This window comes from Lentzea alba (assembly GCF_011067745.1).
Taxonomy (GTDB): Bacteria; Actinomycetota; Actinomycetes; order Mycobacteriales; family Pseudonocardiaceae; genus Lentzea; species Lentzea alba.
Map to the genome: position 1 here is coordinate 433237 of NZ_JAAMPJ010000008.1, position 26477 is coordinate 459713.

A 26477-nucleotide genomic window follows, 5' to 3' on the forward strand; every position below is an offset into this window, starting at 1 on the left:
GGTTCACCGTCTTGACAGGCACTCTGCGCAATCGGAAACCCGCTGGTGGAGCAGCAAGTTAAGGCCGTTCGGTCGGTTGCGTGCGACCGGGAGTGTGATATCGGTTGCCTTTGTCCGCCCGCAGCGAACAGGTCACGAACGTCCCACGATTCGGACGCGGAACCGTGATCGAACTCCCGGCCGTGCGCTTTTCGATCAGCTCGCGAGGGCCGCGCTGATCGCCCGTGCGGCGTGCCCGACAGCCTCCCGCAGGGCGGTGGCGCTGCGCCCGTTGTCGAGCACCGCGGACACCGTGCCGATGACACTGCTGGTCGGCGTGCGCACCGGAGCGCTGACGAACTCCATGCCCGCCGGCACCGTCGCCCCAGGCCGCAACCGGGCCACGTCCTCGGCCCGCACGATGCTCGCCGCCGCGACGAGCACCCGGTCACGCCGCGGCACCGCGAGGATCGTCGACGTCCTGATCGTCGCGGACAACGCGCGCAACGGCTGCCGCGCGACCTGCAGGACGCCCGCGGCCGGCTCCCACGCGTGCCCGAGCCGGAACATCTGCGCGCCGATGCGGTAGCGGCCGCGCACGTTCTCCACCGCGCCGAGCACCTCCATCTGGTCCAGAAGGCGGTGCACCGTCGTCTTCGGCATCTCGCAGCGGTCGGCGAGTTGCGTGAGCCCCAGCTCACCCTCGTCCATCAGCTTGTCCAGCAGCGAGAAAGCCCCTTCGAGTACTGACCTGCCCATGTTTCCTGCCCCCTCGTTCCGATGTCCGGAACTGTCCCTGTGCACCCCTCCGGCACAGCCACACACTGATGCTGTCGCGGATGCATAGGCGGCACATGAGTACATGGGTACTCATCTTTTGCATGCGCACGATCACGCCTGGTCACGGCCAGGGGAGGATCGTGAGTTCCGGCCACTGCCCGCGCCATCGCCGGGTCTTTGGTCTCGTACACGTCGCGGGGGCCACGCAGCACGTGGTTGCCGCGAACGAGTCGATGGCACCTCGGTAGATGGGTAGGGCGCAGGGAGCCCCGAAGCGCTCCTCCTACCAGAGGCCACATGTGCCTCGTTGCAGATCTCGACGACCGCGGGCAGTCCGGCGAAGGCGCGTTCGCCGGCGTGGATGACCTCGGTCTGGAACACGCCGCATGAAAACACATCGGGAAAATCACAACAGCCCCGCACCGAACCGGTGCGGGGCTGTGTGCGTATGCCTGAGTGAGACCTAGTCGAGGTAGTCGCGCAGAACCTGCGAACGCGACGGGTGACGCAGCTTCGACATCGTCTTGGACTCGATCTGGCGGATGCGCTCACGCGTGACGCCGTAGACCTGGCCGATCTCGTCCAGCGTGCGCGGCTGGCCGTCGGTGAGGCCGAAACGCAACCGGACGACGCCCGCCTCGCGCTCGGACAGCGTCGCGAGCACGGACTGGAGCTGATCCTGCAGCAACGTGAACGAGACGGCGTCCACCGCGACGACGGCTTCGGAGTCCTCGATGAAGTCGCCGAGCTGGCTGTCGCCCTCGTCACCGATCGTCTGGTCCAGCGAGATGGGCTCACGCGCGTACTGCTGGATCTCCAGCACCTTCTCGGGCGTGATGTCCATTTCCTTGGCGAGCTCTTCGGGAGTGGGCTCGCGGCCCAGGTCCTGCAGCAGCTCGCGCTGGATGCGACCCAGCTTGTTGATGACCTCGACCATGTGCACCGGGATGCGGATGGTGCGGGCCTGGTCGGCCATGGCGCGGGTGATCGCCTGCCGGATCCACCAGGTGGCGTACGTGGAGAACTTGTAGCCCTTGGTGTAGTCGAACTTCTCGACGGCGCGGATCAGACCCAGGTTGCCCTCCTGGATCAGGTCCAGGAACGCCATGCCGCGGCCGGTGTAGCGCTTGGCCAGCGAGACGACGAGGCGGAGGTTCGCCTCGAGCAGGTGGTTCTTGGCGCGCTCGCCGTCGCGGACGATCCAGCGGAGGTCGCGGCGCAGCTGCGGGGTGAGCTTCTCCTGCTCCTCCTCGGAACGGCGCACGCGCTCGGCGGCGTACAGGCCTGCCTCGATGCGCTTGGCGAGCTCGACTTCCTCCTCGGCGTTGAGGAGGGCGACCTTGCCGATCTGCTTGAGGTAGGCGCGGACGGAGTCGGCCGAGGCGGTGAGCTCCGCGTCCTTGCGCGCCTGGCGCAGGGCCTCGGACTCTTCCTCGTCCCAGACGAAGTCACCCTCGTTCTTGGGGTCCTCCGCCTCCTCGGGCTCGTCGACGACCGGCTCGTCGACGATTTCGACGTCTTCGACCAGGTCCTCGGCGCCCGGAGCGCCTTCCATGTCCTCCGGCTCTTCGCCGTCGGCCTTCTTGGTCGTCGCGCCCTTGGCGGGAGCGGCCTTCGTGGCCGGCTTGCGGGCGCCCTTGGCGGCTGCGGCGGCGGGCTTCTTGGCCGCGGCCGTCGCGGTCGTCTTGCGCTTCGGCTTCTCCTCGGCCTCGCCGGCCGCGGTCGCCTTGGTCGTCTTGGCGGCGCTCGCGGCGGAGCTGGAGCGTCGGGATGCGGTTTCTGCGGCTGCCACGTACGCCCTTTCGCGACGGTCGTTCAAGGCAAACCAGAGGGCGCGAAACCTCGGTCGCCAGAGTTCAGGGGATCTCCCCGCCGATCTTGCTTGGCGGGTGTGCGTTCCATTGTAACGACGTCGGTGACGCGGTGTTGCGCCCCGAGGTGGTTCGAGGCGCTCTCACCTGCGTTCTCGCAGCTAGATCGAGTAAGGCGAGTCGGACACGTTTCGGTGTCGAATGGTCGCGGAGCCCTTGTTCAGGGCCTGATGCCGTGCGCGGCCGCCCACGCGGCCCCGACGATGCCCGCGTCGTTCTTCAACGCGGCCGCGACGACCTCGGTGCGAACCTTGAGCAACGGCAACCATTTCTGCGCCTTCTTGCTCACACCGCCGCCGGCGATGATCAGGTCGGGCCAGATGAGGTCCTCGAGCACGTTGATGTACCGGGTGACCCGAGGCGTCCACTCCTCCCACGACAGGCCCTTGTCCTCCTTCACCGAGGCGGCGGCGCGCTTCTCCGCGTCGTGCCCGTCGACCTGGAGGTGACCGAACTCGGTGTTCGGGACGAGCTTGCCGTCGAGGAACACCGCGCTGCCGATGCCCGTGCCGAACGTCAGCAGCACCACGGTCCCGTCCTTGCCGACGCCCGCGCCGAACGACATCTCGGCGATGCCGGCCGCGTCCGCGTCGTTCATCACGACGATGTCCTCGGGCTTGCGCTTGAGACGCTCGGCGAACAGTTGCTGCGCGTCGCAGTCGATCCAGCCCTTGTCCACGTTCGCGGCACTGAGGGCGACACCGTGCTTGACCACGCACGGGAGCGTGACGCCGACCGGTCCGTCCCACTGGAACTTCTCGACGATCTCGGCGACGACCTCCGCGACCGCTTCCGGTGTCGAGGGCTGAGGCGTGGGGATGCGCAGGCGTTCGCCGTCCAGTGCTCCTGCTTCGAGGTCGACCAGGCCGCCCTTGACGCCGGAGCCGCCGATGTCCACACCGAACCCGCGGGTGATGCCCATGCCCCGTGGTCCTTCCTACTCGATCCTGCTTGCTTCGATTCAGTAACCGTGGTGCGCAGACATTAGCCTGACGTTGTCCGATAGTCCCGTGCTAGTGACGCAGGAGGGAACCGGTCGTGTTCGATCCCAGGCCACTCGTCGACATCGCGACGGCGATCGGACGGGAGGCGGGCGCTCTTGTTCAGCGCATGCGTGCTTCCGCCGTCGTGTCGTTCGACACCAAGAGCACTTCGACGGACGTTGTGACGGCCGCCGACCGCGCTTCAGAACAACTCGTACGGACGCGTCTGTCCGAGTTGCGTCCCGGCGAGCCGATCCTCGGTGAAGAGGAGGGCGGGCCCGACGGTGATGCGGACGTCGAGGGACTGACGTGGGTCGTCGACCCGATCGACGGCACCGTCAACTACCTCTACGGCATCCCCTGGTACTCGGTGTCGATCGCGGCGCAGCTCGACGGCGAGTCCGTCGCGGGTGCCGTGGTGGAGCCGGCGACCGGTCGCGTGTGGACCGCCGCGCGTGGCCACGGCGCTTTCCTGGACGGCGAGCCGTTGCACGTGTCCGCCACCACAGATCTGTCGCTGTCCTTGCTGGGGTACGGGTTCGCGTACCGGCCGGAGCGCCGTCAGCGTCAGGCCGACACGTGGGCGTCGATGGCGACGCGCGTGCGCGACCTGCGTCGTGCTGGTGCGGCCTCGCTGGACCTCTGCTCGGTGGCCGCCGGCCGGCTCGACGCCTACGCCGAGCACGGGCTGGGCCGCTGGGACTGGGCGGCCGGCGGGTTGATCGCCGCCGAGGCCGGTGCCGTGGTGCGGTTGCCGGGGTCGTTGCCCGAGCTGGGGGAGGACGCGACGTTCGCGGCGGCGCCGGGCATCGCCGACGCCATGTACGGCGCGCTGGTCGAGTCGGGGTTCGGCAAGGTCTGAATCAACGCCTGAATCAACGCCTGAATCAACGTGGAGGATCAACGTCGAGGTTGACTGAATCAACATCGACGTTGATTCAGTCAATGTTGACGGGTGTCCGTCCAGTCAACGTTGAGAGCAGGTTGACGACTTCACGCACGTCGGGCACGTGGAGCAGTTCGGTGACCGTGCGGTGCTGGAACCCGTCGGGCATGATCCGCCGGTCCACTCGTACGTACCCGGAGCCGTCTGGTTCTTCCACCACCATCAAGGCGTCAACCGCTGTCAGGCGTGTGGCGCGCGTTCGCCTACCGGGTGTGGACACGACGCGTTGGTTGGTGACGTAGTAGGTCGTGCGGTGCAGCGTGAAGTAGCGCCACACGAACGGTTCGGTGAAACGGACGACCTCGGGCGCGACGAACGCGACGAGGAGTACCTGCACGTTGAACCAGGGCTCGCTCGCGTCCTGCCACAGGTGCAGCAGAGCGGCGACGGCCGTGACGACGACCAATGCGACTGCGTTGAACTTCAGACTGAACCGCATCCAAGGGCGAGCGGGAAGTCAGTTGCAGGTGACGTCGCGGGCGCCGGACAGGTTGTCCGCGTTCAGGGTGGGCGGAGCGGCCGCGGCGACCTGGCCGCCCTGCTGCTCCGGCTGCTGCTCGGCCCACTCCTTGAGCTGGTCGAGCACCTTGCGGGCGTCGCTGTTCGGCTTGACCTCGTCGAACTTCTTGCCGACGGCGACGTCGACCGTCGCGTCCTGGCGGTCGTCGCGCACGAGTTCCAGGCACGGTTCCAGCAGCGACAGGGTCCTGGCCGCCTGCGAGCCGGGCGCGCCGAAGCGGATCTGGCCGCGGCAGTTCATGTCGCCGGCGGGGTAGATCGCGTCGTTGCCCGGCTCGGCCGCCTGCTTCAGGCCCAGATCGGCGAGTTGTGTCGCCACGGTCTTGGCGTGGTTGCGCTGCGTCGAGGCGTTGACGACCTTGAAGTTGACGTCACCGAGCGGCACCGGGTTCGTGCGGTCCAGCGCGTCGTGTTCCAGCACGGTGCCCAGGGCGGGCGGGGGCGCGGTCGGCGTGCCGCCCGCGTTGGCCACCGGATCGGCTGCGGCGGTCTCCGACGTCTGGACGTGACCGGGCGCGTTGCACCTGATGGCGGCGTCCACGTCGCTGGCATTGCCCAGCACCTTCACCCACACGAACACGGAACTGACCAACAGCACCGCGAACAGGACGAGCGCGGGCACGGGCCGACGCCGCTTGTAGGGCGTCAAGCTTCCCGAACCGGGTCCCACGTCCGAAGCCCTCCCCGTGTTCCGTCCCCTGTGATCAGCCTAGGCCTTGCCCGGCTGTCGCGCGCCCCGACGGGCGTGACCCAACGCACCCTCCTGATTGCTCACAGTCAGGACGGTACCGGCCCGGCGCCAGGTTGCACGCCGGGGTTCACGTGCTCCCGCACAGGGTATCGGTCCAGCGTAGAAAGGTTGTGTCACCCGTCCGGTCGGTAAGGGGTAACCCGATGTCGAGTCACTCGGGCAATGAGCTACCCTCTGCGCGCTCCGCACACATGTGGATCAAGCCGACGGTCACGTCACGGGGGTTGGCTTGGCGCTCGGGTGTGAGAGACCTACGTCACCTTGACGTGGGGCACAAAAGAGGTCGCTGGAGCGTTAACCAGCGACACGAACAGTCTCCGTAGACCGCAGGGGTGAAGAAGATGGCGACCGACTACGACGCGCCGCGTCGCAGCGAGGCGGACGAACTCGCTGAGGACTCCCTCGAGGAGTTGAAGGCCCGGCGGAACGAGACGCAGTCCGGCGTCGTCGACGTCGACGAGGACGCGAGCGCGGAGAACTTCGAGCTCCCGGGCGCCGATCTGTCCGGCGAGGAGCTCACGTTCAAGGTCCTGCCCAAGCAGGCCGACGAGTTCACGTGCTCGAAGTGCTTCCTGGTGCACCACCGCAGCAGGCTTGCCGAGGACAACGGCGGTGTGTACATCTGCCGCGACTGCGCCTGATTTTCAGGGCCTGACCACCGTCCGCCGACAAACACTGGGCGCTCACCCGCACGGGTGGCGCCCAGTTGTGTTTTCCGGCCGGTCGTTCAGGACTTGATCGCGGCGGCGAGCTCTTCCGGGCGCCGCGTGCTGATCAGCCAGTAGGGCGTCGGGTCCTCCGGGTCGGTCACGCGCACCCGCACGAGCGGCTTGACCCAGCCGCGGTGCACGACGAACGCCGCCGGGTCGAGGTGCGGGCCCATGGCCTTGCGCCGGTCCTGCGGGGCGATGATCTCGACGTCGCCCAGCAGGGCGAGGGGGATGTGGGCCTCGCCTGCCCGCAGCTCACCGTCGGCCACCTCGACCTTCGTGGACCCCATGCGCACGATCAGCACGATCGTCAGCGGCAGCAGGATCACGTACGGCAGCCAGGACCGCACGCCGGGGAAGCCCATGTGCACCTCGGCGGCGAGCAGCCCGGCCGCCAGCAGCGGCAGCGGCCAGATCCACCACGTCACGTACAGGCGTTCGCGGAAGGTCGTAGGGGCGGTCACGGCAGTCTCACTCACGTCGTCAGGGTAATCTCGGCCGCCGTGTCCAGCGTCGAGGTGTTGCTGACCCGGCTCGATCCGGGGGTTCCCGTGCCCGCCTACGCCCGTCCCGGCGACGCGGGCGCCGATCTGGTCACCACGTCGGACGTGGTCATTCCACCAGGCGAGCGCGCCGTGGTCGGCACCGGTGTCGCCATCGCGCTCCCGGTGGGGTTCGCCGGGTTCGTGCACCCCCGTTCCGGACTGGCCGCGCGGGTCGGGCTGAGCGTGGTCAACACGCCCGGCACGATCGACTCCGGCTACCGCGGTGAGATCCGCGTTTGCCTCGTGAACCATGATCTCCGTGAGCCGATCGTGCTGTCGCGGGGTGACCGGATCGCGCAGCTCGTCGTGCAACGCGTCGAGCACGCGGTGTTCCGCGAGGTCACTGAGCTGCCGGAGACGGAGCGCGGTGCGGGAGGCTATGGCTCGACCGGCGGGCACGTGGTGCTCGCCCGGATGAAGGCGGAGGGGTAGGGGCATGTTCGGAAGGCGCCGCAAGCGCGGTCGTCACGCCACCGGAGCGGTCGACACCGGCCCGGAGCTCGACGAGGAGTTCGAGGACGTCGACGGTCCGTGGGACTCGACGGTGGCGCCCCAGGACGACGTGGACCGGCTCGACCTGGGCTCGGTGCTGCTGCCGATGCCGGCCGAGGCCCAGTTGCAGGTCGAGATGGACCAGCAGAGCGGTTCCGTGCGCGCGGTGCACGTCCTCACGTCCGTCGGTCAGCTGACGGTCAGCGCGTTCGCCGCGCCGAAGTCGGGTGGCCTCTGGCGGGAGGTCGGCGCCGAGCTGATCCAGGGCCTCAAGGAGGACGGCGCCCGCATCAACCGCGAGAACGGCGAGTGGGGCGAGGAGATCACCGCGCGCAACCAGGGCGTGCAGATCCTCTTCGTCGGCGTCGACGGGCCGCGCTGGATGCTGCGCGGTGTCGCCGCCGGTCCCGAGGAGCACTTCGAGCAGAACTCCGCAGCGCTGCGGGAGATGCTGCGCGGCACCGTGGTCGTGCGCGGTGAGCAGCCGATGCCGCCCCGCACCCCGCTGCCGGTCGAACTGCCGGAAGCGATCGCCCGGCACATCCAGCAGCAGGGCTAACACGCTTCTCGCCACGCCTGCACCGCACGCCCCAGCGCGTGCGGGTAGGCGTTGAGCGTCGTTGTCGTCAGCACGGCGCGTGGAATCGCGTCCGCCCACTGCTCGGCGACCTCGATCGGGTGCACCGGGTCGTCGGTGCACCCGACGATCCCCGTGGGCACGTTCAGGCTCTTCAGCTCATCGAGCGTGGGGGCCGGTGACCCGGCGGCTTCTTCGAGGTGCGGCACGAGCTGGTCGCCATAAGCACGCCAGGCTCGGGTCAGCTCGTCACGCAGCCAGCCCGTGGTGCCTTCGAGAGCCGTGTCGAGGCCGTGGTGCGTGACGATCTCCGCGCTGGCCCTCGCGGCCTGGGCCGCGGGTGCGTCACCGGGATCGCCGGTCCACGCCGGGAGCGCCAGGATCAGCCCGGCGCACCTGCCCGGATTGCGGGCCGCCCACCTCGCGGCGACGTGCGCGCCGAGTGAGACGCCGCCCACCACGATCGGGTGGCCTGCCGAGGCATTTTCGAGGGCCGTCAACCGTTCACTGAGTGTGCGCACGCGCGGAGCGGTCAGAACGGCGCCGACCTGCGACAACGGCTCGGCGAACACGGAACGGACAAATACCTCGTCAGAGGCGGTTCCGGGCAGGAGGAGGACAGTCTCGGCAGGCACAACCGAGATTGTCGGCCCTCGTGCGTACCCTCACTCACAGACGGTCCACACCACGGGGCCACTTGAGCAATGCAGGAGTCGGGGATGAGCGGCTATTGGCGCCGCTTGGTGCGTCGCTTGACCAGTGACGTCGCCGAGCTCGACGCGGACGACCTCTCGCGAAAAGCGGAGGCCGTCGGCGCGGTGAAGGCCTGCGACTGCAAGTCCGGTGAGGAGGTCACCGTCCTCGGCAGGCTCCGCAGCGTGGAGCTCTGCCCCCGGGACGCGGCCGCCACCCTGGAAGCCGAGCTCTACGACGGCACCGAGGGCGTGACCCTCGTCTGGCTCGGCCGCCGTCGCATCGCGGGCATCGAGCCTGGTCGGACGATCAAGGCTCGTGGCCGCATCGCCGTGCGCGACGGGCGCAAGGTGCTCTACAACCCCTATTACGAGTTGCAGAACGCTTCATGACCTCAGCTGAGACCGAAGAAAAGCAGCCCACCGTCCTCGAGCAGATGGGCGGCGTGAGCGGAATGCTCTACTCGTCGCTGCCCGTCGTCATCTTCGTCATCGTCAACTTCGCCACCAAGAACCTGATGGCCGCGATCATCAGCGCGCTCGTCGCCGCTGTCGTGATCGGCGTGGCCCTGGCGATCCGCAAGGGCACCATCCAGCCCGCCATCTCCGCCGTGTTCGGCGTGGGCATCGCGGCGTTCATCGCCTACAAGACGGGTGAGGCCAAGGGCTTCTTCCTCTTCGGCATCTGGCAGAGCGTCGTCTACGGCGGCGCCTTCCTGCTCTCGATCATCCTGCGCTGGCCCCTGGCCGGCGTGATCTGGACGTTCCTCAACGGCCGCGACCGCTCCTGGCGCTCCGACAAGGCCACAGTCCGCGACTACGACATCGCGACCTTCGTCTGGGCCCTCGTCTTCTTCGCCCGCTTCGTGGTGCAGCGCTGGCTCTACGAGGAGGACCAGGTCGGCTGGCTGGCCGTGGCCCGCCTCGGTATGGGCTACCCGCTGATGGCCATCGCGCTGGTCGCCACGGTCTGGGCGGTCCGCCGGGCCGACAAGCGTCTGAAGGCGGCCGAGGAGGCCCGCGAGGCCGAGACTGCCGCGGAGGAGGTCCTGGCCCGTACGGCCGACGACCTGCTCACCCCGGACATGGACGAGCTCCAGCGCGTGGTGGAGAAGGAGTCTCGCGACAAGTCCCGCGACTGACCGCTTTTCGTGTTTCTCCGCGGCCGGCGCCTCTTTCGAGAGGCACCGGCCGTGTTTTTCGCCGTGGTCAGGACGGGCCGAGCGCGGTGCGGAGCTCGTCGCGTCCCGTCACGCCGAGCACGCCGTAGATCGCGTGCAGGTGGTTGTCGACCGTGCGCTTCGAGGTGTGGAGCTTCTCGGCGATCTGCTGGTTCGTGAGGCCGGACGTCGCGAGCCGGGCGACCTCCACCTGGCGGCGGGTCAGGTGGGTCAGGCCGTCGACGCGCAGGGCCGGGGTGCGGGCGCCGTCGAAGTCGCGCATCAGCAACGCCTGGCGGGCCGACGCCTGGGAGGCGGCGCGGGGGTTGTCCTGGGCTCGGTGCAGACGGGCGGCGGAGGCCAGGGCTTCGGCGGCGTAGAGGGTGGCGCCGAGGCGCAGGAAGTCCGTCGCCGTGGCCTCCAGGACGGTCGGTGCGGTGTGCGCGAGTGCGGTCGCGTGTGCCGCGTAGGCCGAGGTCATCGGGTCGTCCATGGTGGAGGTGAGGGCCGCCAGGCGCAGGGACGTGTCGACGCCGAAGCGGGCCGCGTCGTGCAGGGCCATGGCCTCGCCGCTGTGCAGGCCGAGTTCGGCGCATTCGTCGGCGGCCGCCATCGCTGCGTCGGCGGCGGCGTGGACGTCGCCCACGCCGGCGAGCACCCAGGCGCGGGCCACCGACACCGTCGTGCCGGTCAGTCGCCACGCTGGGCGGCGGGACTTCTTGGCGCGGGCCAGGGCTTCCGTCGCCAGCGCACCGTCACCGCAGAGCGCCGCGGCGCTCGCCAGGCCGACGAGCCCGATCGTGTCGAACATCAGCGGACTCACCGATGAGTTCGGCCTGCCTTCGCGGGCCAGGCGCAGGGCTTGCGCACCGTGGCCACGCATGCGCGCGCAGAACGACAACACGCTGTAGACCGATGTCGTGCCGGTGAAGGCCAAATCGTCGAACAACGAGTCGTGCAGCTTCAGCGCGAGGCTCTCCGCCGCGGCGAGACGGCCGCTGTACGCCAGCGCGAAACACCGCATGCGCATGGTGCCGTAGTCATCGGGCGACTCATCGCCCGCCGCGAGCGCCTCACAGGCGGCGACCTCGACCTCGACTTCGCGGTAGCGGCCCGCCTGCAGGAGACACAACGCCCTGGTGCGTCGCATGTGGATGGACAGCTGCGGCGCCACCGGCTGGTAGGTGCTCTCCAGCACCTCGGCGACGTGCCGGTGCTGCGCGTCCTCCAGCGTGCGGACGACCTTCAGCCAATCCCGCAGTTCCTCCGGCAGATCGGGCACGTCGACGGCATCGAGCATCGCGGCCGCGGCGTCCGCGTCGCCCAGTCCGAAGTGGAGGTTCATGGACCTGGTGGCGCCCAGGCGGCTCAGGTCCGCCGTCGACAACGGTCCGGTCATCACGTCCGCGAGCGTCGCCTCGGCCTGGTCCGGCGCACGGCCGTACATCAGCACCTGACCGAACACGTGCCCGACCTGGACCAGACCGCCCGCGTCGACGGCGGCGCGGCAGAGGCGTTCCGCGAGCGTCACGTCCCGCGCGGCCCACGCCTGTTCGGCGGCCGCGGCCAGGAGGTCCAGCGAGATCGGCGAACCGCCGTCGAGGCGCCACGTCGCGATGCGCATCAAGTCTTCACGGCGGCGTGCGCCTGTCGCCTCGAGACCGGCGGCCAACGCGCGTTGGTGCGACTGCGCGCGCAACGCAGGACACGTCGCGCGAAGCAGGCTGCCGTACAACGGATGCCCGAGCCGCACGACCGTGCGGCGCCCCGACGATTCCACCCGGATCAGCGAGCGGGTCTCCAGGTCGTCGAGCGCCTCCTCCTGCACCAGCGACGCCAGCAGGTCCAGTTCCACCGGCTCGGAATAGGCGAGCAACTCCAACGCGTGCCGGTGCGACGGCTCCAGTCGGCCGAGGTTCTCCTGCACGAGCTCCCCGAGCCGTCCGCCGAGCTCGATCGCGCCGTGCCACGACCAGATCCCCTCGGCCACGCGCAACGCCCCCACCGCGCGCCCGGATACCACGAGTTCCCTGAGGTACAACGGATTCCCGGCGCTGCCCGACCACAGCAACGCCGCCGAGCGCGTGTCGACCGGCCCGTCCAGCGCCCGTTCCAGCAGGAGATCGGACTCGGCCCGGGACAGGTCGCCCAGCGGATAGCGCCGCAGCAGCCCCTCCTGCCACAGCTCAGCGCGCTCACCGGGCCGTGAGGTCACCAGCACCCGTGCGAACCCGTGCCGGATCACGTGGTGCAACAACGCGATGGACGCGTCGTCGAGCAGATGCGCGTCGTCCACCACGATCGCCAACGGCTGCGGCTCGGCCACCAGGTGCTCGACGGCGCGGCCCAGCGGGTTCGCGGTGCGCATGTCGGCGGGCAGCATCGCGGCCAGCGCCCCGAACGGGATCGACGACGTCGCCACGGTCGCGTAGCAGCGCCGCACGGTGCAGCCGGACTGCTCCAGCCTGGCCACGGCCTCGTCCGCGAGCCGCGTCTTGCCGACACCGGCGGGACCCACGAGCGCGGCACCCTTCGCGTCGGCCGACGTGAGCGCGGACATCACGTCCTCGAGCTCACGCACCCTGCCCACGAACGGCCACACAACTCGCAGTGTGCCGAAGTCCCGGCCCACGGCGCACATCGTTTTGCCCTCACCCTTGGCCGAACAACGCCCGCAGTCCGCCCCGCCCGGTGACACCCACCGCCGCGTAGGTGGTGTGCAGATGGTTGTCGACCGTGCGTTTGGCGATCGCCAGACGTTCTGCGATCTCCACGTTCGTCAGCCCCGCCACGGCCAGACGCGCGATCTCCAGCTGACGCGGCGTCAGCGCGGCGAGCGTGCTCGTCACCACCAGACCGGGCGTCGTCGCGCCGTCGAACGACTCCGCGAGCGCCGACGCCTGCCGCTCCAACCGGTCCGCGTCACGTGGCCGGTCGTGCAACCGCGACAGCCTGCTGGCCTCCGCGAGCGCCTCTGCCGCGTACAAGGTGGCGCCGCACGCCGTGAACGCCGCAGCCACCTCCTCCAGCCCCGCCGGGTCACGCAACGCGCGCGCCTGAGCGTGCGAGGCATACGCGGTCGTTAGCGGGTCCTTGCGTGATTTCGCGAGCTCCAACAAACGCGGCGAGGTGTCCGCGCCGAACCGTGCGGCGTCGTGCAGCGACACGATCTCCTCAGAGTGCGCGCCGTGCGCACGAGCGGTGGCGGCGTTGTCCAGAGCGGCTTGCATCGCCTCGTTGACGCGCCCACCACCAGCAAGCACCCACGACCGTGCAGCCCCCACGGCGAACTGCGCGATCCGCCACGCCGGCCGCAACCCGGCCTCAGCGCGTGCCAACGCTCGTTCCGCACGTTCTGACTGACCCTGCAACGCGGCACCGGCGGCGAACTCGGCCAGCAGCAGCACGTCCCACATCATCGGCTGCACACCGGACTCGGGAACACCCTCCGCGGTGATCCGCACCGCCGAAGCGGCCTGACCGCGCAAACGCGCACTCTGGCTCAACAGCACCCGCGGCGGCACCTGGGTGACCGACCAGCGGTCTTCCTCGATCACCTCGGCCAGCGCCTGCGCGGCCCGTGTCTCGGCGCCCGCCAGGTCACCGCAGCGCAGCGTGCTCTCGTTGCGCACCCCGGTCGCCGCGTTGATCAGCGACGGGAACCGCCCGGCCGTCGCCAGCACGGCCTCGTGGTTGTCCTCGATCCGCGCGATCGCCTCGGTGTAGCGGCCGGCGAACTGGTCGGCGAACGCCAGCACCTGCCGTCCCGCCGTCTCCGCCCAGCCGCCCTCGGCGATCAGCAGCTCGCCACCGAGCCGCGCGATCCGCAACGGCGCGGCCTCCAGCGCGAAGGTCAGCGCGAAGAACAACACCGCGTGCTCCAGCTCGGCCGGCAGCTCCTGGGCGGTGACCTCGTCCAGCACCGCCACCGCCGCGTCCTCGTCGCCGAGACCGAAGAACAGGTTGAACGCGCGCGTACAGCCCACCTGGATCACCGTGAGCATGTCGCCGCCCGCCGCCATCGTCTCGGCGAGCACCTCCTCGGCCTGTGCGCACTGACGTTGGTACATCAGCACGAGCCCGAGCACGAGCCCCACGCGCGAGGTCGTTCCACGCGCCACGGCCGCGCGCGAGAGCCGTTCGGCGAGCTCCCAGTCCTGCGCGGACAGCGCCTGCTCAGCGGCCCGCGCGAGCACGTCCGGCGACTCGGCCGTCCCGCTGTCCAGCCGCCACGTCGCCACCCGCACCGCGTCACCGCGCCGGGCCGCGCCCTCCGCCTCCAACCGGTCCGCCAGCGATCTTCGATGCGCGCGAGCTCTCAACGTCGGACACGTCGCCCGCAGGCGCGCGCTGAAGAGCGGATGCGCGATGCGCGCGCGTCCGTCGTCACCGACACGCACGAACCCCATGTCCACGAGATCAGCAGGAACCGGCATCAGCTCCGGCTCCAACGGCTCCCCGTACGCGAGCAGCTCCAGCGCCCGCCGTTGCGGTTCCGCGAGCCGTCCCAGCGTCAGGTCGACGAGCTCGGCGAGCCGCCCGGACAGCTCCAGCGGCCCGCTCCAGTTCCAGCCGCCCTCGGTCTCGGTGAGCGCGCCCGAGTGCAGCCCGGCCGCCACGAGTTCCTTGAGGTACAACGGGTTTCCCTGGCTGTTCGCCCACACCAGGTGCCGGGTCGACGCGTCCGCGGGCCCGCCCAGAGCGGACGCCAGCAACGTGTCCGCGCGTTCCCGGTCGAGCGCGTCGACGTGGACGACGGTCAGTCCTTCCGCGCCCCAACCAGGCCGCGCCGTGCAGACGACACGCGTCAGCTTGTGGCGCACAACGTGCTGCAAGACCAACAACGACGTGTCGTCGAGCAGATGCGCGTCGTCGATCGACAACACCCGTCGACCGCCACGAGAGAGATGCTCGGCTGCGGCACGCACGGACGATGAGGGCAGGATCGTCCCTCCGATCGCAGGCAGGTCCGTGGGGACGAGCGACGCGATCGCGCCCAGCGGGATCCGGGACGTGGCGACCGTGGCGTAGCACCGCACGGCGGGGTGCGGCGCGGCGGCGAGCACCTCCGCGGCCAGGCGGGTCTTGCCGACCCCCGGCGGACCGGACAACAGCACCGCGCCGTCCCCGGCCAGCGCCCGCAGCGCGGCCCGCAGCTCACCCTCGCGCCCGACCAGGGGCAACTGATCGCTCACAGCTGGTAAGTGCTCGCTTCCGTTGCGCAGATACCCAAGTTGAGCACGGTCGTGTCCAGGAAGACACCGCGTTGCCCCCAAAGGATGTCGCCGGTGCCGGAATCAAGCACAAAGTGTGTGTATCAGCGCGTGTGCGGCGAGCGTCGGGACCGCATGAAACCTTTCATGCGGAAAGTCGCACTCCTGGCCTCGCTCGCGCTCGTGTCGGGCGGCCTGATGGTCAGCACGTCCGCCTCGGCGGGCGCGCAGACGGGGAACTACGTCCAGTCGCGGTTCAACGGCCGGTGCATGACCGCCGCCACCGGGCAGAACGGCGCCGGCGTCATCATGGTCGACTGCGTGAACGCGCTGACCCAGCGCTGGTACTGGGACGGGCTGCGGTTGCGCAACGCCGACGGCGGCAGATGCCTCACCGCCGCCTGGGGCAACGGTGACAACGGCGCCCACCTGCAGATGTACGACTGCGACCCGAACAGGCCCGGCTACCAGACCTTCTACCGCCCGGCCTCGAACAGCTCCGAGGTCGGGCGGATCCGGGTGATGATGCCGGGCTACCGGTGCGTCGAGATCGCCGGCGCGAACTGGTGGCAGGGTGCGTCCGTGCAACTGTGGGACTGCCACGGCGGCGGCAACCAGTACTGGTGGGTCTAGTACCCCAGCGCGGTCTTGATGTCCTGCTCGACGGCGGCGGTGGTGACGAACAACAGCTCATCGCCGCCCTCGAGCGTGTCGTCCGGCTGCGGCACGATGACCCGCCCGCCGCGCAGGATCGTCACGAGCGCGCAGTCGCGGGGCAGCGTCAGCTCCGAGACCGCCCGGCCGGCGAACGGCGTCGACTCGTCGAGCGTGATCTCGACGAGATTCGCCTGACCCTGCCGCAACGTCAGCAGCCGCACGACGTCACCGATCGTCACGGACTCCTCGACCATGGCGGCCAACAGCCGTGGCGTGGAAACCGCGACGTCGACGCCCCACGACTCGGTGAAGAGCCATTCGTTCGTCGGGTCGTTCACGCGCGCGACGACACGACGCACCGCGAACTCGGTCTTGGCCAGCAGCGACACCACGAGGTTGACCTTGTCGTCACCGGTCGCGGCGATCACCACGTCGCACAGCTGCATGCCGGCGTCCTCCAAAGAGGACAGCTCGCACGCATCGGCCTGCACCCACTCGGCCTGCTCGACCGAGTTCGGGTCGAAGTGCGCCCGATCCCGCTCGATCAGCATGACCTGGTGCCCGTCCTGCACGAGCTCCTGCGCGATGGACCGCCCGACGGCGCCCGCACCCGCGATCGCGACCCGCATCAGCTCTCCTCCGGTGCCTGCAGCGCCGCCGCCGCGACGTCGGTGATCGTGCCGGACAGCGCCGCCACGTAGATGGTGTCGTCGGCCTGCACGATGGTCTTTGCGTCCGGCAGCACGCCCGTGCCGAACCGCATCAGGAACGCCACGCGGGCGCCGACGGCCGCCTCCAGTTCGAACACGGGACGCCCGACCCAGTCCTCGGACACCTCGATCGGCAGCACCGCCACGGTGCCGGACGGGTCGCGCCACGCGGTCGCCGCGCCCTCGGGCAGCAACATCCGCAGGAAGCGGTCGGTCGACCACGGCACGGTCGCCACGGTCGGGATGCCCAACCGCTCGTACACGGCGGCGCGCTTGTGGTCGTAGATGCGGGCCACGACGTGCTCGACGCCGAACGTCTCGCGCGCGACCCGCGCCGAGATGATGTTCGAGTTGTCGCCGCTGGAGACCGCCGCGAACGCGCCCGCGCGCTCGACGCCGGCCTCGATCAGGACGTTGCGGTCGAAACCGTTGCCGATGACCTGCTGCCCGTGGAAGTCGCTGCCCAGCCGGCGGAACGACTGCGGGTCCTTGTCGATCACGGCGACCTGGTGGTCGAGTCGCTCGAGGGCCCTGGCCAGGGACGCTCCCACCCGGCCACACCCCATGATCACCACGTGCACGACATGCCTCCTCAGGCGAACTCTGCGCAGAACCTACCGAGCATTAGCCCGTCCCGGTGAGCGGACCCCTTACGCTCTGGCCGTGTCCAAGCTCGCCACCGCTGCCAAACGCCTCCTGGTCGGACGGCCGTTCCGCAGTGATCGCCTCGCTCACACCCTGCTGCCCAAACGAATAGCCCTCCCGGTGTTCGCCTCCGACGCCATGTCGTCGGTCGCGTACGCGCCGGAGGAGATCCTCCTGATGCTGTCGGTGGCGGGGCTGAGCGCCTACGCGCTGGCGCCGTGGGTGGGCGTCGCGGTCGTCGTGGTCATGCTCACCGTGGTCGCCAGCTACCGCCAGAACGTGCACGCCTACCCGTCGGGCGGCGGCGACTACGAGGTCGCGACGGTCAACCTCGGACGCAGAGCAGGGCTCACCGTGGCGAGCGCCCTGCTCGTGGACTACATCCTCACCGTCGCCGTGTCGATCTCGGCGGCGGCGGCGAACATCGGGTCGGCCATCCCGTTCGTCGCGGAGCACAAGGCGTTGTTCGCGGTGGCGGCGATCGTCGTCCTCACGGCGATCAACCTGCGCGGCATCCGCGAGTCCGGCAGCGCGTTCGCGATCCCCACCTACGCGTTCATGATCGGCATCATGGTCCTGATCGCCTGGGGCCTGTTCCGCGGGCTCGTGCTGGGTGACGAGATGCGTGCGGAGAGTTCCGGGTTCGAGATCCACGCCGAGCAGGACCACCTCATGGGCCTCGCGTTCGTGTTCCTCGTGTTGCGTGCGTTCTCATCCGGCTGTGCGGCCCTCACGGGCGTCGAGGCGATCAGCAACGGCGTGCCCGCGTTCCGCAAGCCCAAGTCCCGCAACGCCGCCACCACGCTGCTGATGATGGGCACCATCTCGGTGACCATGCTGATGGGCCTGATCGTGCTCGCTCAGCTGACCGACGTGCGGATGGCCGAGTTCCCGCAGGACCAGATCGCGAACGCGCCGAAGGACTACGAGCAGAAGACGATGGTGGCGCAGGTCGCGCACGCCGTCTTCGACAACTTCCCGCCCGGCTTCTACTTCATCGCCGGCGTCACCGCGCTGATCCTGGTGCTCGCCGCGAACACCGCGTTCAACGGCTTCCCGGTGCTCGGCTCGATCCTCGCCCAGGACCGCTACCTGCCGCGCCAGCTGCACACCCGCGGCGACCGGCTGGCGTTCTCCAACGGCATCGTCTTCCTGGCCGGGTTCGCGATCGTGCTGGTGATCGCGTTCGACGCCGAGGTCACCCGGCTGATCCAGCTCTACATCGTCGGGGTGTTCGTCTCGTTCACGCTGAGCCAGCTCGGCATGATCAGGCACTGGAAGCGGCTGCTCAAGACCGAGGAAGACCTCCAGGCGCGCAGCCGGATGCGCCGCTCGCAGGCGATCAACACGTTCGGTCTCGCCATGACCGCGACCGTGCTGATCGTCGTGCTGATCACCAAGTTCACCAAGGGCGCGTGGATCGCCATCGCCGCGATGGCGGCCATCTACGCGTTGATGACGGCGATCCGCAAGCACTACGACACCGTCGCCGAGGAGCTCCGCAAGCAGGAGCGCGTGCGCACGATGCCGGCGCGCAACCACGCGATGGTGCTGGTGTCCAAACTGCACATGCCGACGCTGCGGGCGTTGTCCTACGCCAAGGCCACGCGGCCGGACGTGCTGGAGGCCGTCACGGTCAACGTCGACGACGGTGACACGCGCAAGCTCGTCGCGGAGTGGGAGAAGGAGAACTTCAAGATCCCGCTGAAGGTGATCGAGTCGCCCTACCGGGAGATCACCAAGCCCGTTCTCGACTACGTCAAGCGCGTCAAGTCGGACAACCCGCGCGACGTTGTTACGGTGTTCATCCCCGAGTACGTCGTCGGCCACTGGTGGGAGCAGCTGCTGCACAACCAGAGCGCGTTGCGGCTCAAGGGAAGGCTGCTTTTCCAGCCGGGTGTGATGGTGACCAGTGTGCCGTGGCAGCTCGAGTCTTCGGTGAAGGTCAAGGACAAGGACGTCATCGCGCCCGGCGCTGTCCGAAGGGGACTTGACGACCGATGAGCTCGGCCAAAGAAGACTGGACCGGCCAGCAGTTCGAAGTAGAAGTGGGCGCTGTCGCACACGGCGGGCATTTCGTTGCACGGCATGAGGGACGCGTTCTGTTCGTGCGTCACGCACTGCCCGGTGAGCGCGTTGTGGCGTCGGTGTACGAGGACAACGGCGGCTCGTTCTGCCGTGCGGACGCCGTGGAGATCCTCTCGCCGTCACCGGATCGAGTGGAGCCGCCGTGCCCGTTCAGCGGACCGGGGCTGTGCGGTGGCTGCGACTTCCAGCATGTGTCGTGGGAGGCGCAACGGGAGCTCAAGGCCCAGGTCGTCCGTGAGCAGCTGAGCCGCCTGGCCAAGATCGAACGCGACGTGGTCGTGGAGGCGCTGCCGGGTGGCCCGCTGGAGTGGCGGACCCGGATCCGGATGGCCGTCGACCGCGACGGAAGGCCCGGTTTCCGCGGCACTCGTTCCCACGATGTGATTCCGGTCGACCACTGTGTGATCTCCCGGCCGGGCATGGTCGAGGCGGTGGCGGACCGAAAGTGGCGAGCCCAGGAGCTGACGATCGTCCAGGACGGTGACGGCAACCGTCATGTGGGTGAGGTGCGTGGCCGACACACCGCGCGACGCGCCGGAACCGGTACGGCCGTGGAGACCGCCGCCCAACGAAAGTGGCGAATCTCCGCGGAAGGTTTCTGGCAGGTCCACCCGGCCGCCGCCGACACGTTCGCCACGGTCGTGGGGGAGTGGGCTGCTGCTGAGCCGGGCCAACGCGCGTGGGACCTCTACGGCGGTGCGGGACTCTTCGCGTCGGTGCTCGCACGGCAGGTCGGCGAGACCGGATCCGTGCTGGTCGTGGAGTCTTTCCCCGGTGCCGTGGAGGACGGCCGGCGCAACCTTCGCCGCATGCCCAGGGTCGAGTGGGTGGTGGACAAGGTGGAGCGCGCCGTGACGCGCCGACTGCCCGTTGAGGACCCTCACGTCGTGGTGCTCGACCCGCCTCGCAAGGGTGCGGGGAAGGTCGTTGTGGCTGAAGTCGCACGACGCCGTCCTCAGCGGGTCGTCTACGTGGCTTGCGACCCCGCCGCGCTGGCGCGTGACCTGGCCGAATTCACTGTTCAGGGGTATCGGCTCGAGGAACTGCGCGCGTTCGACGCGTTCCCGATGACCCACCATGTGGAATGCATCGCGCTGCTCGTTCCTGGCACCAGGTGACAAAGCCTCTCAGGTGAGTCTCCGTAGACTGAGCCGAAGTCTTCAGGAGTGAGGTGGGCGTGGTGACCCTGCTGGAGTCCGTGCACGGACCGGCTGATCTGAAACGGATGAACGAGGCGGAGCTGCAGCAGCTCTGCGCCGAGATCCGGCGTTTTCTGGTCGACAAGGTCTCCAAGACCGGCGGGCACCTCGGCCCGAACCTGGGCGTGGTCGAGCTGACGGTGGCGTTGCACCGCGTGTTCGACTCGCCGCAGGACCCGATCGTGTACGACACCGGACACCAGTCCTACGTGCACAAGATCGTCACCGGCCGTCGCGACGGCTTCGACGACCTTCGGCAGAAGGGCGGGATGTCCGGCTACCCGTCGCGCACGGAGTCCGCGCACGACGTGCAGGGCAACAGCCACGCGTCGACGGCGCTGTCCTACGCGGACGGCCTGGCGAAGGCGAAGCAGCTCAACGGCACCAACGGCCACGTGATCGCTGTTGTCGGCGATGGCGCGCTGACCGGCGGTATGTGCTGGGAGGCGTTGAACAACATCGCGGCGGACAAGACGCGTCCGGTCGTGATCGTGGTCAACGACAACGGCCGTTCGTACTCGCCGACGATCGGTGGTCTCGCCGACCACCTGTCGTCGCTGCGGCTGCGTCCGGGCTACGAGCAGCTGCTGGAGAAGGGCAAGAGCGCACTTCAGCAGACGCCGTTCTTCGGCAAGCCGCTGTACGCCGCCCTGCACGCCGCCAAGCGCGGCATCAAGGACGCACTGGCGCCGCAGGCGATGTTCGAGGACCTCGGCCTCAAGTACATCGGCCCGGTCGACGGCCACGACATGGCGACGCTGGAGTCCGCTCTGCAGCGCGCGAAGTCGTTCGGCGGACCGGTGATCGTGCACGCGGTCACCCGCAAGGGCATGGGGTTCGCGCCGGCCGAGAACCACGAGGCCGACCAGATGCACGCCACCGGCGTCATCGACCCGATCACCGGCGAGAACGTCAAGCCGACCAAGCGCACCTGGACGCACGTGTTCTCCGACTCCCTGGTGGAGATCGGCCGCGAGCGTTCCGACGTCGTGGCGATCACCGCCGCGATGCAGGGGCCCACCGGCCTGGACGCGTTCGCCAAGGCGTTCCCGGAGCGCTTCTACGACGTCGGCATCGCCGAGCAGCACGCGATGACGTCCGCCACCGGTCTGGCGATGGGCGGCCTGCACCCCGTCGTGGCCGTCTACGCGACGTTCCTCAACCGGGCGTTCGACCAGCTGCTGATGGACGTCGCACTGCACGAGCAGGGCGTGACGGTCGTGCTGGACCGTGCCGGCGTCACCGGCCCGGACGGCGCGTCGCACCACGGCATGTGGGACATGTCGATCCTCGGCGTCATCCCCGGCATCCACGTCGCGGCCCCGCGGGACGCCGGCACGCTGGCCGAGGAGCTGCGCGAGGCCGTGGCGATCTCGAACGCGCCGTCGGTGATCCGCTACCCCAAGGCCTCCGTCGGCGCGGACCTGCCGGCTCTTGAGCGCGTTGGTCCCGTTGACGTGCTTCGCCGGTCAGGCAACGACGTGCTGTTGGTGACCGTCGGTGCGTTGGGCGAGCTCGGGCTCGAGGCCGCGCAACGGCTGGAGGACCAGGGCATCGGCGTGACCGTCGTCGACCCGCGGTGGATCTACCCGATGTCGGTGGACCTCGTGGAGATGGCCGCGTCGCACAAGCTCGTGGTGACCGTTGAGGACGGTGGCCGGCACGGTGGTTTCGGTTCGGCGTTCGCTGCCGCGTTGCGCGACGCCGACGTGGAGGTGCCGTTGCGGGACATCGCGCTGCCGCAGCAGTTCCACGACCACGGCGAGCGCGCCGAGGTGCTGGCGTTGTGCGGCATCACCGCGCAGGACGTGGCACGCCGCGTGACGGAGTGGGCCGCTCGGCTGGAGTGCCTGCCAGTCGAAATTGACGCGCCCGCGGAGAAGTAGTTCGGCTAACGTCTGCCCTCGTGAGCGTTCGCCGCAAGCGGCCCAGCAGGTCTTCCTGGCTTGGGTCCCGCGATTGGGCGGACGCGTTGGTTCTGTAAAGACCAGGTTCAAATCCTGACGCCACGACCCCGGTCGCACACGGGGGTGCGGAACTTTGCGAGTCCCATGTGGACTCCCGTTCCTCGCCTCGCCGACCGGGGTCGTGGCCTGTCTGGACGGGGGGAGACGATGAAGCGCATGTTGTACCCGTGGGAGCGGGGCGTCCGGTTCGACCGCGGTGTGCTGGTCGGTGAGCTCGGCCCCGGCCGGCACCGGATGCCTATGCGGACCGTGCTGACCCGCGTCGATGTCCGATCACGCACGATGACCCCGGCGGCTCAGGACGTTCCGACAGCCGACGGTGTCCTGGTGCGAGTGACGGTTGTGGTGCGATGGGCCGTGACCTCGCCGACGAAGTTCGTGATGGAGTCGGCAGAGCCTGAGGCCGACCTGTACACCGCCGTGCAGCTGGCACTGCGCGGTGCGGTCGTCACGCGTGCGCACACGGCGGTGGACCCTGAGCGGGAGGCCGTCGCGGCCGAGATGATGGCTGGTGTCGCGGCGCGCGCGGAGCAGTTGGGGATCACTGTTGACGACATCGCCGTTCGTGATGTCGTCATGCCCGGTGAGCTGCGGCGGGCCGCGCTCGCCGAGCTGGTGGCGGCGTCCGAGGGACGTGCGGCCCTGGAGCGGGCGCGTGGCGAGACGGCCGCGTTGCGGTCGTTGCTGAACGCGGCCCGCCTCGCGGAGGAGCACCCGGCGTTGCTGGAGCTCCGCGCGCTGCAGGCGGCCTCGACCGTCGTGGTGGACCGCCCCGCCCGGAAGTCCTGATCACTGCCCGCGCAGCCAGACGAGATTGTTCCGCAACTCGCGCAGCCGCCAGCCCGCAGACGTCCTGACCACGACACAGCTCAGGCGTAGTCCTGCGGTCCGGAAGGGCGCTTCGCCGTCACGGAAGAAGTAGACGACCGAGTTCGCCGAGGCGGCGGCCTTGTCGCCGTCCACGTCCACCAGCAGATCCGTGGTCATGTGCTGGGTGTGCTCGCCGGGGTTTTCGGCTCGTCGCAGGGCGCCGATGATTTCGTCGATGCCGTTCAGCTCGCCGTTGCGGGGTGAGAACACCGAGCAGTCCTGGGCGTAGACGGTGTGCGCGTCGTCCCAGCGCTTCTCGTCGAGCAGTCGCGAGAGGCGGCTGAACAGGTCGGCGATCTCGACGCGGTCGGTCGTGGACACGGGAGCTCCTCAATGGTTGGTGGCGCCAACGTTGGCGCCACCAACATACATGCCGTTGTTGGTTGCGCCAACGATTTAGGATGACGGCGTGGAGGAGACCCCAGAACGCCTTGCCGGTAAGCCGAGCTGGCTGCTCACCCAGCTGGCGGTGCACGCGCACCGGCTGGCCTCCGAGGGCTTCGCCGAGGCGGGAGCGCGCGGTTACCACTACCGCGTCCTGGCCGCCCTGGACGAGTTCGGCGTGGCCAGCCAGGCCGAACTCGGTCGTCGCTGCAACATGGACCGCAGTGACGTCGTGGCGGCCGTGACCGAGCTGGCCGAGCGGGGATTCGTCGAGCGGACGCAGGACCCGCAGGACCGCAGACGAAACATGGTGACCCTCACCGAACTCGGCAGAACTCAGCTGTGCCGCCTGGACCGGGCACTCGACCAGGCGCAGGAGGATCTGCTCGGGCCTCTCGCGGCGCAGGACCGGCAGACGTTGACCCGGCTGCTCGGAGTGCTGCTCACGCACCACCAGCGCGCTTGAGGCCGACAGGTCGCGTGAAGGTGCCGTTAAGCGCCCTCTCAGGTCCGTATGGCACCTTTGTGGCGTGCGGATTCTGGTAGTCGAGGACGAGGCGCCCCTGGCCGACGCGATCGCACGCGGCCTGAGGCGTGAAGGTATGGCCGTGGACGTCGCCTACGACGGCGAGACCGGGCACGAGAAGTCGACCGTCACGCGGTACGACGTGGTTGTGCTCGACCGCGACCTGCCCGGGATGTCCGGCGACGAGCTGTGCAAGGAGATCCTCAGCTCCGGCGCGCTCACCAGGGTCATGATGCTGACGGCCAGCGGGTCCATCGAGGATCGCGTGTCCGGGCTGTCACTGGGTGCGGACGACTACCTCGCGAAGCCGTTCGCGTTCCCCGAGCTGGTCGCGCGCGTACGGGCGTTAGCTCGGCGTGCGACGCCGGCGACCCCGCCCGTGCTGGCCGCTCAGGACGTGGAGCTGGACCCGGCGCGTCGCACCGTGTCTCGCGGTGGGCAACCGATCGAGCTGACGCGCAAGGAGTTCGGCGTCCTCGAAGTGCTGCTCGCGGCCAAGGGATCGGTCGTCAGCAGCGAGGAACTGCTCGAGCGGGTGTGGGACGAGAACGCCGACCCGTTCACCACGACCGTTCGCGTCACCGTCATGACGTTGCGCAAGAAGCTCGGCGAGCCGGGCATCATCGACACCGTCGTGGGCTCCGGGTACCGGGTGCCGAGTGCGTCGAACGGATTCGCCGAAGATTGATTCTTGGGGACTGAGCATGCGTCGGCGCGGGCCTGGACTGCGTCTCCGGATCACTTTGCTCACCACCGCGCTCGTCGCGGTGGTGAGTGCTGTGCTGCTGTTCCTCGGGTGGACGCTGGTGGGGCGGGTCTTCGACTCGTCGCCGTCGTTCCCCTCAGACACTCAGGTCACGGTTGACGGAGTCAACGTCGACGTGACGGTGTTGACGGACGCGTTGACGGTGGCGGCCCGGCAGGACTTGCTGCGCGCGGGGGTGATCGCGTTCGCGTGCATGGTGGTGGCCGCCGCTGTGATGGCGTGGACGTTCACCGGCCGTGTGCTGAAGCCACTGCACGACGTCACTGGTGCCGCGCGCCGGTTGTCGGCGGAGTCCTTGGGATCGCGGTTGCGCCTGGAAGGGCCGCGGGACGAGGTCGCTGAGCTCGCGGACACCTTCGACTCGATGCTCGACCGGCTCGAAGCGGCCTTCGACTCGCAACGCCGGTTCGTGGCGAACGCGTCGCACGAACTGCGCACCCCTCTCTCGGTGGTGCGCACGGAGCTGGACGTGACTCTGTCCGATCCCGACGCGGATGTTGAAGAGCTGCGGCGCATGGCCGGCGTCGTGCGCGCGGCGGGGGAGCGCGCGGAGCAGTTGGTGTCTGCGCTGCTGCTGCTCGCACGCACGGACGGTCTTGGGCTCGCGGTGCGTGAGCCGGTCGATCTCTCCGCTGTCGTCGAGTCCGCGTGGAGGGCCGTGCGCGCGGAGGCCGAGGCACGCAACGTGCGCGCTGTCTTCCGGTGCGCGCCCGCGCTCGCGGTAGGGGATCCCGCGCTGTTGGAGCGCATCGCGGGCAACCTGCTGGAGAACGCCGTCCGGCACAACCACGTCGGTGGGTGGATCGAGACCGTGGTGGAGACCGGGCCGCAGTGGTCGGTGTTGAGGGTGTCGTCGTCGGGTCAGGTCATCGCGCCGGACCGCGTCGAGGAGCTGTTCGAGCCCTTCCGCCGCGGAGGCAAGGACCGCACGAGCCAGTCCGGCACCGGTCTGGGGCTCTCGATCGTGCGCGCCGCGGTGGCCGCTCATGGCGGGTTTGCGCAGGCAGTGGCCGTGCCGACCGGTGGTCTGTCGGTCACCGTGCACCTGCCGGCCGCACCCCGCTGACACCGGATACAAGATTGTCGGCGTGGTCCCGGTCACACTGTGCGTCGATCTTGCCGGGTTTGGGCTGTCCGCGTGGCGTCTGACCTGGGGTTACGCCGTACGTGACCCCCGATTTGGATGTTGGAAGACCGCCGTGTAAATTTCTCTCTGCCAGCGCGGAACGGGCCGGGAAACACCGGAACGGAGCGCGGCGAAAGACTTCTAAGCCTGACACAGCCCCGGAAGTGACTCTCCTCGGAGATGAGCTGCGGTGTGCGCGTGTTCTTTGAGAACTCAACAGCGTGCCGAAACACAGCCAGTAATATATGAATTACCTCCTCGTCGAGGTAGTTCCTTTGAGAGTAATACCAGATTGCCAGACATATTCCGTCTGGAGCGATC

The 26477-nt window shown here is 69.1% G+C and carries 26 protein-coding genes; 14 read left to right on the forward strand and 12 right to left on the reverse strand.

The features are described from left to right. Positions 1-195 precede the first annotated feature (195 nt). The 3 genes from G7043_RS29375 to ppgK all read right to left on the reverse strand — a co-directional run bounded on the left by G7043_RS29375 (position 196) and on the right by ppgK (position 3552). The gene (locus G7043_RS29375; protein WP_166050976.1) at positions 196-738 is read right to left on the reverse strand and encodes a helix-turn-helix domain-containing protein; all 543 of its coding nucleotides are present in this window, start codon (positions 736-738) and stop codon (positions 196-198) included. Positions 739-1222: 484 nt separating this feature from the next. Next, positions 1223-2551: an RNA polymerase sigma factor gene (locus G7043_RS29380; RefSeq protein WP_166050978.1), complete on the reverse strand. Its 1329-nt coding sequence runs from the start codon at positions 2549-2551 to the stop codon at positions 1223-1225. Positions 2552-2790: 239 nt separating this feature from the next. Beyond that, the gene (gene ppgK / locus G7043_RS29385) at positions 2791-3552 is read right to left on the reverse strand and encodes a polyphosphate--glucose phosphotransferase (RefSeq protein ID WP_166050980.1); all 762 of its coding nucleotides are present in this window, start codon (positions 3550-3552) and stop codon (positions 2791-2793) included. Positions 3553-3668: 116 nt separating this feature from the next. Between ppgK and G7043_RS29390 the strand changes: the two genes are divergently transcribed. Beyond that, complete coding sequence (locus tag G7043_RS29390; RefSeq protein ID WP_166050982.1) at positions 3669-4475, forward strand: inositol monophosphatase family protein; 807 nt, start codon at positions 3669-3671, stop codon at positions 4473-4475. A 76-nt stretch (positions 4476-4551) separates the two neighbouring features. On the opposite strand, the gene G7043_RS29395 is transcribed toward G7043_RS29390, so the two are convergent. Next, positions 4552-4998: a hypothetical protein gene (locus G7043_RS29395; protein WP_166050985.1), complete on the reverse strand. Its 447-nt coding sequence runs from the start codon at positions 4996-4998 to the stop codon at positions 4552-4554. 18 nt (positions 4999-5016) lie between these two features. After that, entirely contained in the window at positions 5017-5748 is a 732-nt protein-coding gene (gene cei, locus G7043_RS29400; protein ID WP_166050987.1) for an envelope integrity protein Cei, read from the reverse strand. A 422-nt stretch (positions 5749-6170) separates the two neighbouring features. On the opposite strand from cei, the gene G7043_RS29405 reads away from it, so the two are divergent. After that, complete coding sequence (locus G7043_RS29405; protein WP_086667480.1) at positions 6171-6470, forward strand: DUF4193 domain-containing protein; 300 nt, start codon at positions 6171-6173, stop codon at positions 6468-6470. A gap of 86 nt (positions 6471-6556) precedes the next feature. Here the strand turns inward: G7043_RS29405 and G7043_RS29410 are convergent, their stop codons facing one another. After that, a complete protein-coding gene (locus G7043_RS29410; RefSeq protein WP_313888138.1) occupies positions 6557-7018 on the reverse strand; it encodes a DUF3093 domain-containing protein in 462 nt (153 codons plus the stop codon). Between the two features lie 24 nt (positions 7019-7042). Here G7043_RS29410 and dut point away from each other — a divergent pair, with 24 nt between their 5' ends. Both dut and G7043_RS29420 read left to right on the forward strand, forming a co-directional pair. Beyond that, entirely contained in the window at positions 7043-7516 is a 474-nt protein-coding gene (gene dut, locus G7043_RS29415) for a dUTP diphosphatase (protein WP_166050989.1), read from the forward strand. Positions 7517-7520: 4 nt separating this feature from the next. Then, positions 7521-8135 (forward strand): DUF3710 domain-containing protein, encoded by a 615-nt coding sequence (locus G7043_RS29420; RefSeq protein WP_166050991.1) that lies wholly within the window; start codon positions 7521-7523, stop codon positions 8133-8135. Here the strand turns inward: G7043_RS29420 and G7043_RS29425 are convergent. Next, positions 8132-8788: an alpha/beta fold hydrolase gene (locus tag G7043_RS29425; protein WP_166050992.1), complete on the reverse strand. Its 657-nt coding sequence runs from the start codon at positions 8786-8788 to the stop codon at positions 8132-8134. The genes G7043_RS29420 and G7043_RS29425 overlap by 4 nt on opposite strands. Positions 8789-8857: 69 nt before the next feature. On the opposite strand from G7043_RS29425, the gene G7043_RS29430 reads away from it, so the two are divergent. Together G7043_RS29430 and G7043_RS29435 are read left to right on the forward strand one after the other, a co-directional pair. Next, complete coding sequence (locus tag G7043_RS29430; protein WP_030464824.1) at positions 8858-9238, forward strand: OB-fold nucleic acid binding domain-containing protein; 381 nt, start codon at positions 8858-8860, stop codon at positions 9236-9238. After that, entirely contained in the window at positions 9235-9987 is a 753-nt protein-coding gene (locus G7043_RS29435; RefSeq protein WP_166050994.1) for a DUF3159 domain-containing protein, read from the forward strand. Before G7043_RS29430 ends, G7043_RS29435 begins: the two co-directional genes overlap by 4 nt. A gap of 67 nt (positions 9988-10054) precedes the next feature. On the opposite strand, the gene G7043_RS29440 is transcribed toward G7043_RS29435, so the two are convergent. Both G7043_RS29440 and G7043_RS29445 read right to left on the reverse strand, forming a co-directional pair. After that, positions 10055-12607 carry a LuxR C-terminal-related transcriptional regulator gene (locus tag G7043_RS29440; RefSeq protein WP_166050996.1) on the reverse strand — a complete coding sequence of 851 codons (2553 nt, stop codon included), beginning with the start codon at positions 12605-12607 and terminating at the stop codon, positions 10055-10057. Positions 12608-12656: 49 nt separating this feature from the next. Further along, complete coding sequence (locus G7043_RS29445; protein WP_166050998.1) at positions 12657-15200, reverse strand: LuxR family transcriptional regulator; 2544 nt, start codon at positions 15198-15200, stop codon at positions 12657-12659. 165 nt (positions 15201-15365) lie between these two features. Between G7043_RS29445 and G7043_RS29450 the strand changes: the two genes are divergently transcribed. Further along, positions 15366-15851, forward strand: a complete 486-nt coding sequence (locus tag G7043_RS29450; protein ID WP_166051000.1) for an RICIN domain-containing protein — start codon at positions 15366-15368, stop codon at positions 15849-15851. On the opposite strand, the gene G7043_RS29455 is transcribed toward G7043_RS29450, so the two are convergent. Beyond that, positions 15848-16504 carry a potassium channel family protein gene (locus G7043_RS29455; RefSeq protein ID WP_166051002.1) on the reverse strand — a complete coding sequence of 219 codons (657 nt, stop codon included), beginning with the start codon at positions 16502-16504 and terminating at the stop codon, positions 15848-15850. The two genes, G7043_RS29450 and G7043_RS29455, sit on opposite strands and share 4 nt — an antisense overlap. Next, the gene (locus tag G7043_RS29460; RefSeq protein WP_166051004.1) at positions 16504-17166 is read right to left on the reverse strand and encodes a potassium channel family protein; all 663 of its coding nucleotides are present in this window, start codon (positions 17164-17166) and stop codon (positions 16504-16506) included. The genes G7043_RS29455 and G7043_RS29460 overlap by 1 nt, the downstream gene beginning before the upstream one ends. Positions 17167-17248: 82 nt before the next feature. Between G7043_RS29460 and G7043_RS29465 the strand changes: the two genes are divergently transcribed. The 4 genes from G7043_RS29465 to G7043_RS29480 all read left to right on the forward strand — a co-directional run bounded on the left by G7043_RS29465 (position 17249) and on the right by G7043_RS29480 (position 23273). Beyond that, entirely contained in the window at positions 17249-19234 is a 1986-nt protein-coding gene (locus tag G7043_RS29465) for an APC family permease (RefSeq protein ID WP_166051006.1), read from the forward strand. Continuing rightward, positions 19231-20436: a class I SAM-dependent RNA methyltransferase gene (locus G7043_RS29470; protein ID WP_166051008.1), complete on the forward strand. Its 1206-nt coding sequence runs from the start codon at positions 19231-19233 to the stop codon at positions 20434-20436. Before G7043_RS29465 ends, G7043_RS29470 begins: the two co-directional genes overlap by 4 nt. Positions 20437-20498: 62 nt before the next feature. Then, positions 20499-22403: a 1-deoxy-D-xylulose-5-phosphate synthase gene (gene dxs / locus G7043_RS29475; protein ID WP_166051010.1), complete on the forward strand. Its 1905-nt coding sequence runs from the start codon at positions 20499-20501 to the stop codon at positions 22401-22403. Between the two features lie 228 nt (positions 22404-22631). Further along, complete coding sequence (locus tag G7043_RS29480) at positions 22632-23273, forward strand: SPFH domain-containing protein (protein ID WP_242642751.1); 642 nt, start codon at positions 22632-22634, stop codon at positions 23271-23273. Here the strand turns inward: G7043_RS29480 and G7043_RS29485 are convergent, their stop codons facing one another. After that, a complete protein-coding gene (locus G7043_RS29485) occupies positions 23274-23675 on the reverse strand; it encodes a nuclear transport factor 2 family protein (protein WP_166051014.1) in 402 nt (133 codons plus the stop codon). An 88-nt stretch (positions 23676-23763) separates the two neighbouring features. On the opposite strand from G7043_RS29485, the gene G7043_RS29490 reads away from it, so the two are divergent. The 3 genes from G7043_RS29490 to G7043_RS29500 all read left to right on the forward strand — a co-directional run bounded on the left by G7043_RS29490 (position 23764) and on the right by G7043_RS29500 (position 26096). Further along, the gene (locus G7043_RS29490) at positions 23764-24204 is read left to right on the forward strand and encodes a MarR family winged helix-turn-helix transcriptional regulator (RefSeq protein ID WP_166051016.1); all 441 of its coding nucleotides are present in this window, start codon (positions 23764-23766) and stop codon (positions 24202-24204) included. A 64-nt stretch (positions 24205-24268) separates the two neighbouring features. After that, on the forward strand, positions 24269-24952 hold the full coding sequence (locus G7043_RS29495; protein WP_166051018.1) for a response regulator transcription factor: 684 nt from the start codon (positions 24269-24271) through the stop codon (positions 24950-24952). 16 nt (positions 24953-24968) lie between these two features. After that, entirely contained in the window at positions 24969-26096 is a 1128-nt protein-coding gene (locus G7043_RS29500) for a sensor histidine kinase (protein WP_166051020.1), read from the forward strand. Positions 26097-26477 lie beyond the last annotated feature (381 nt).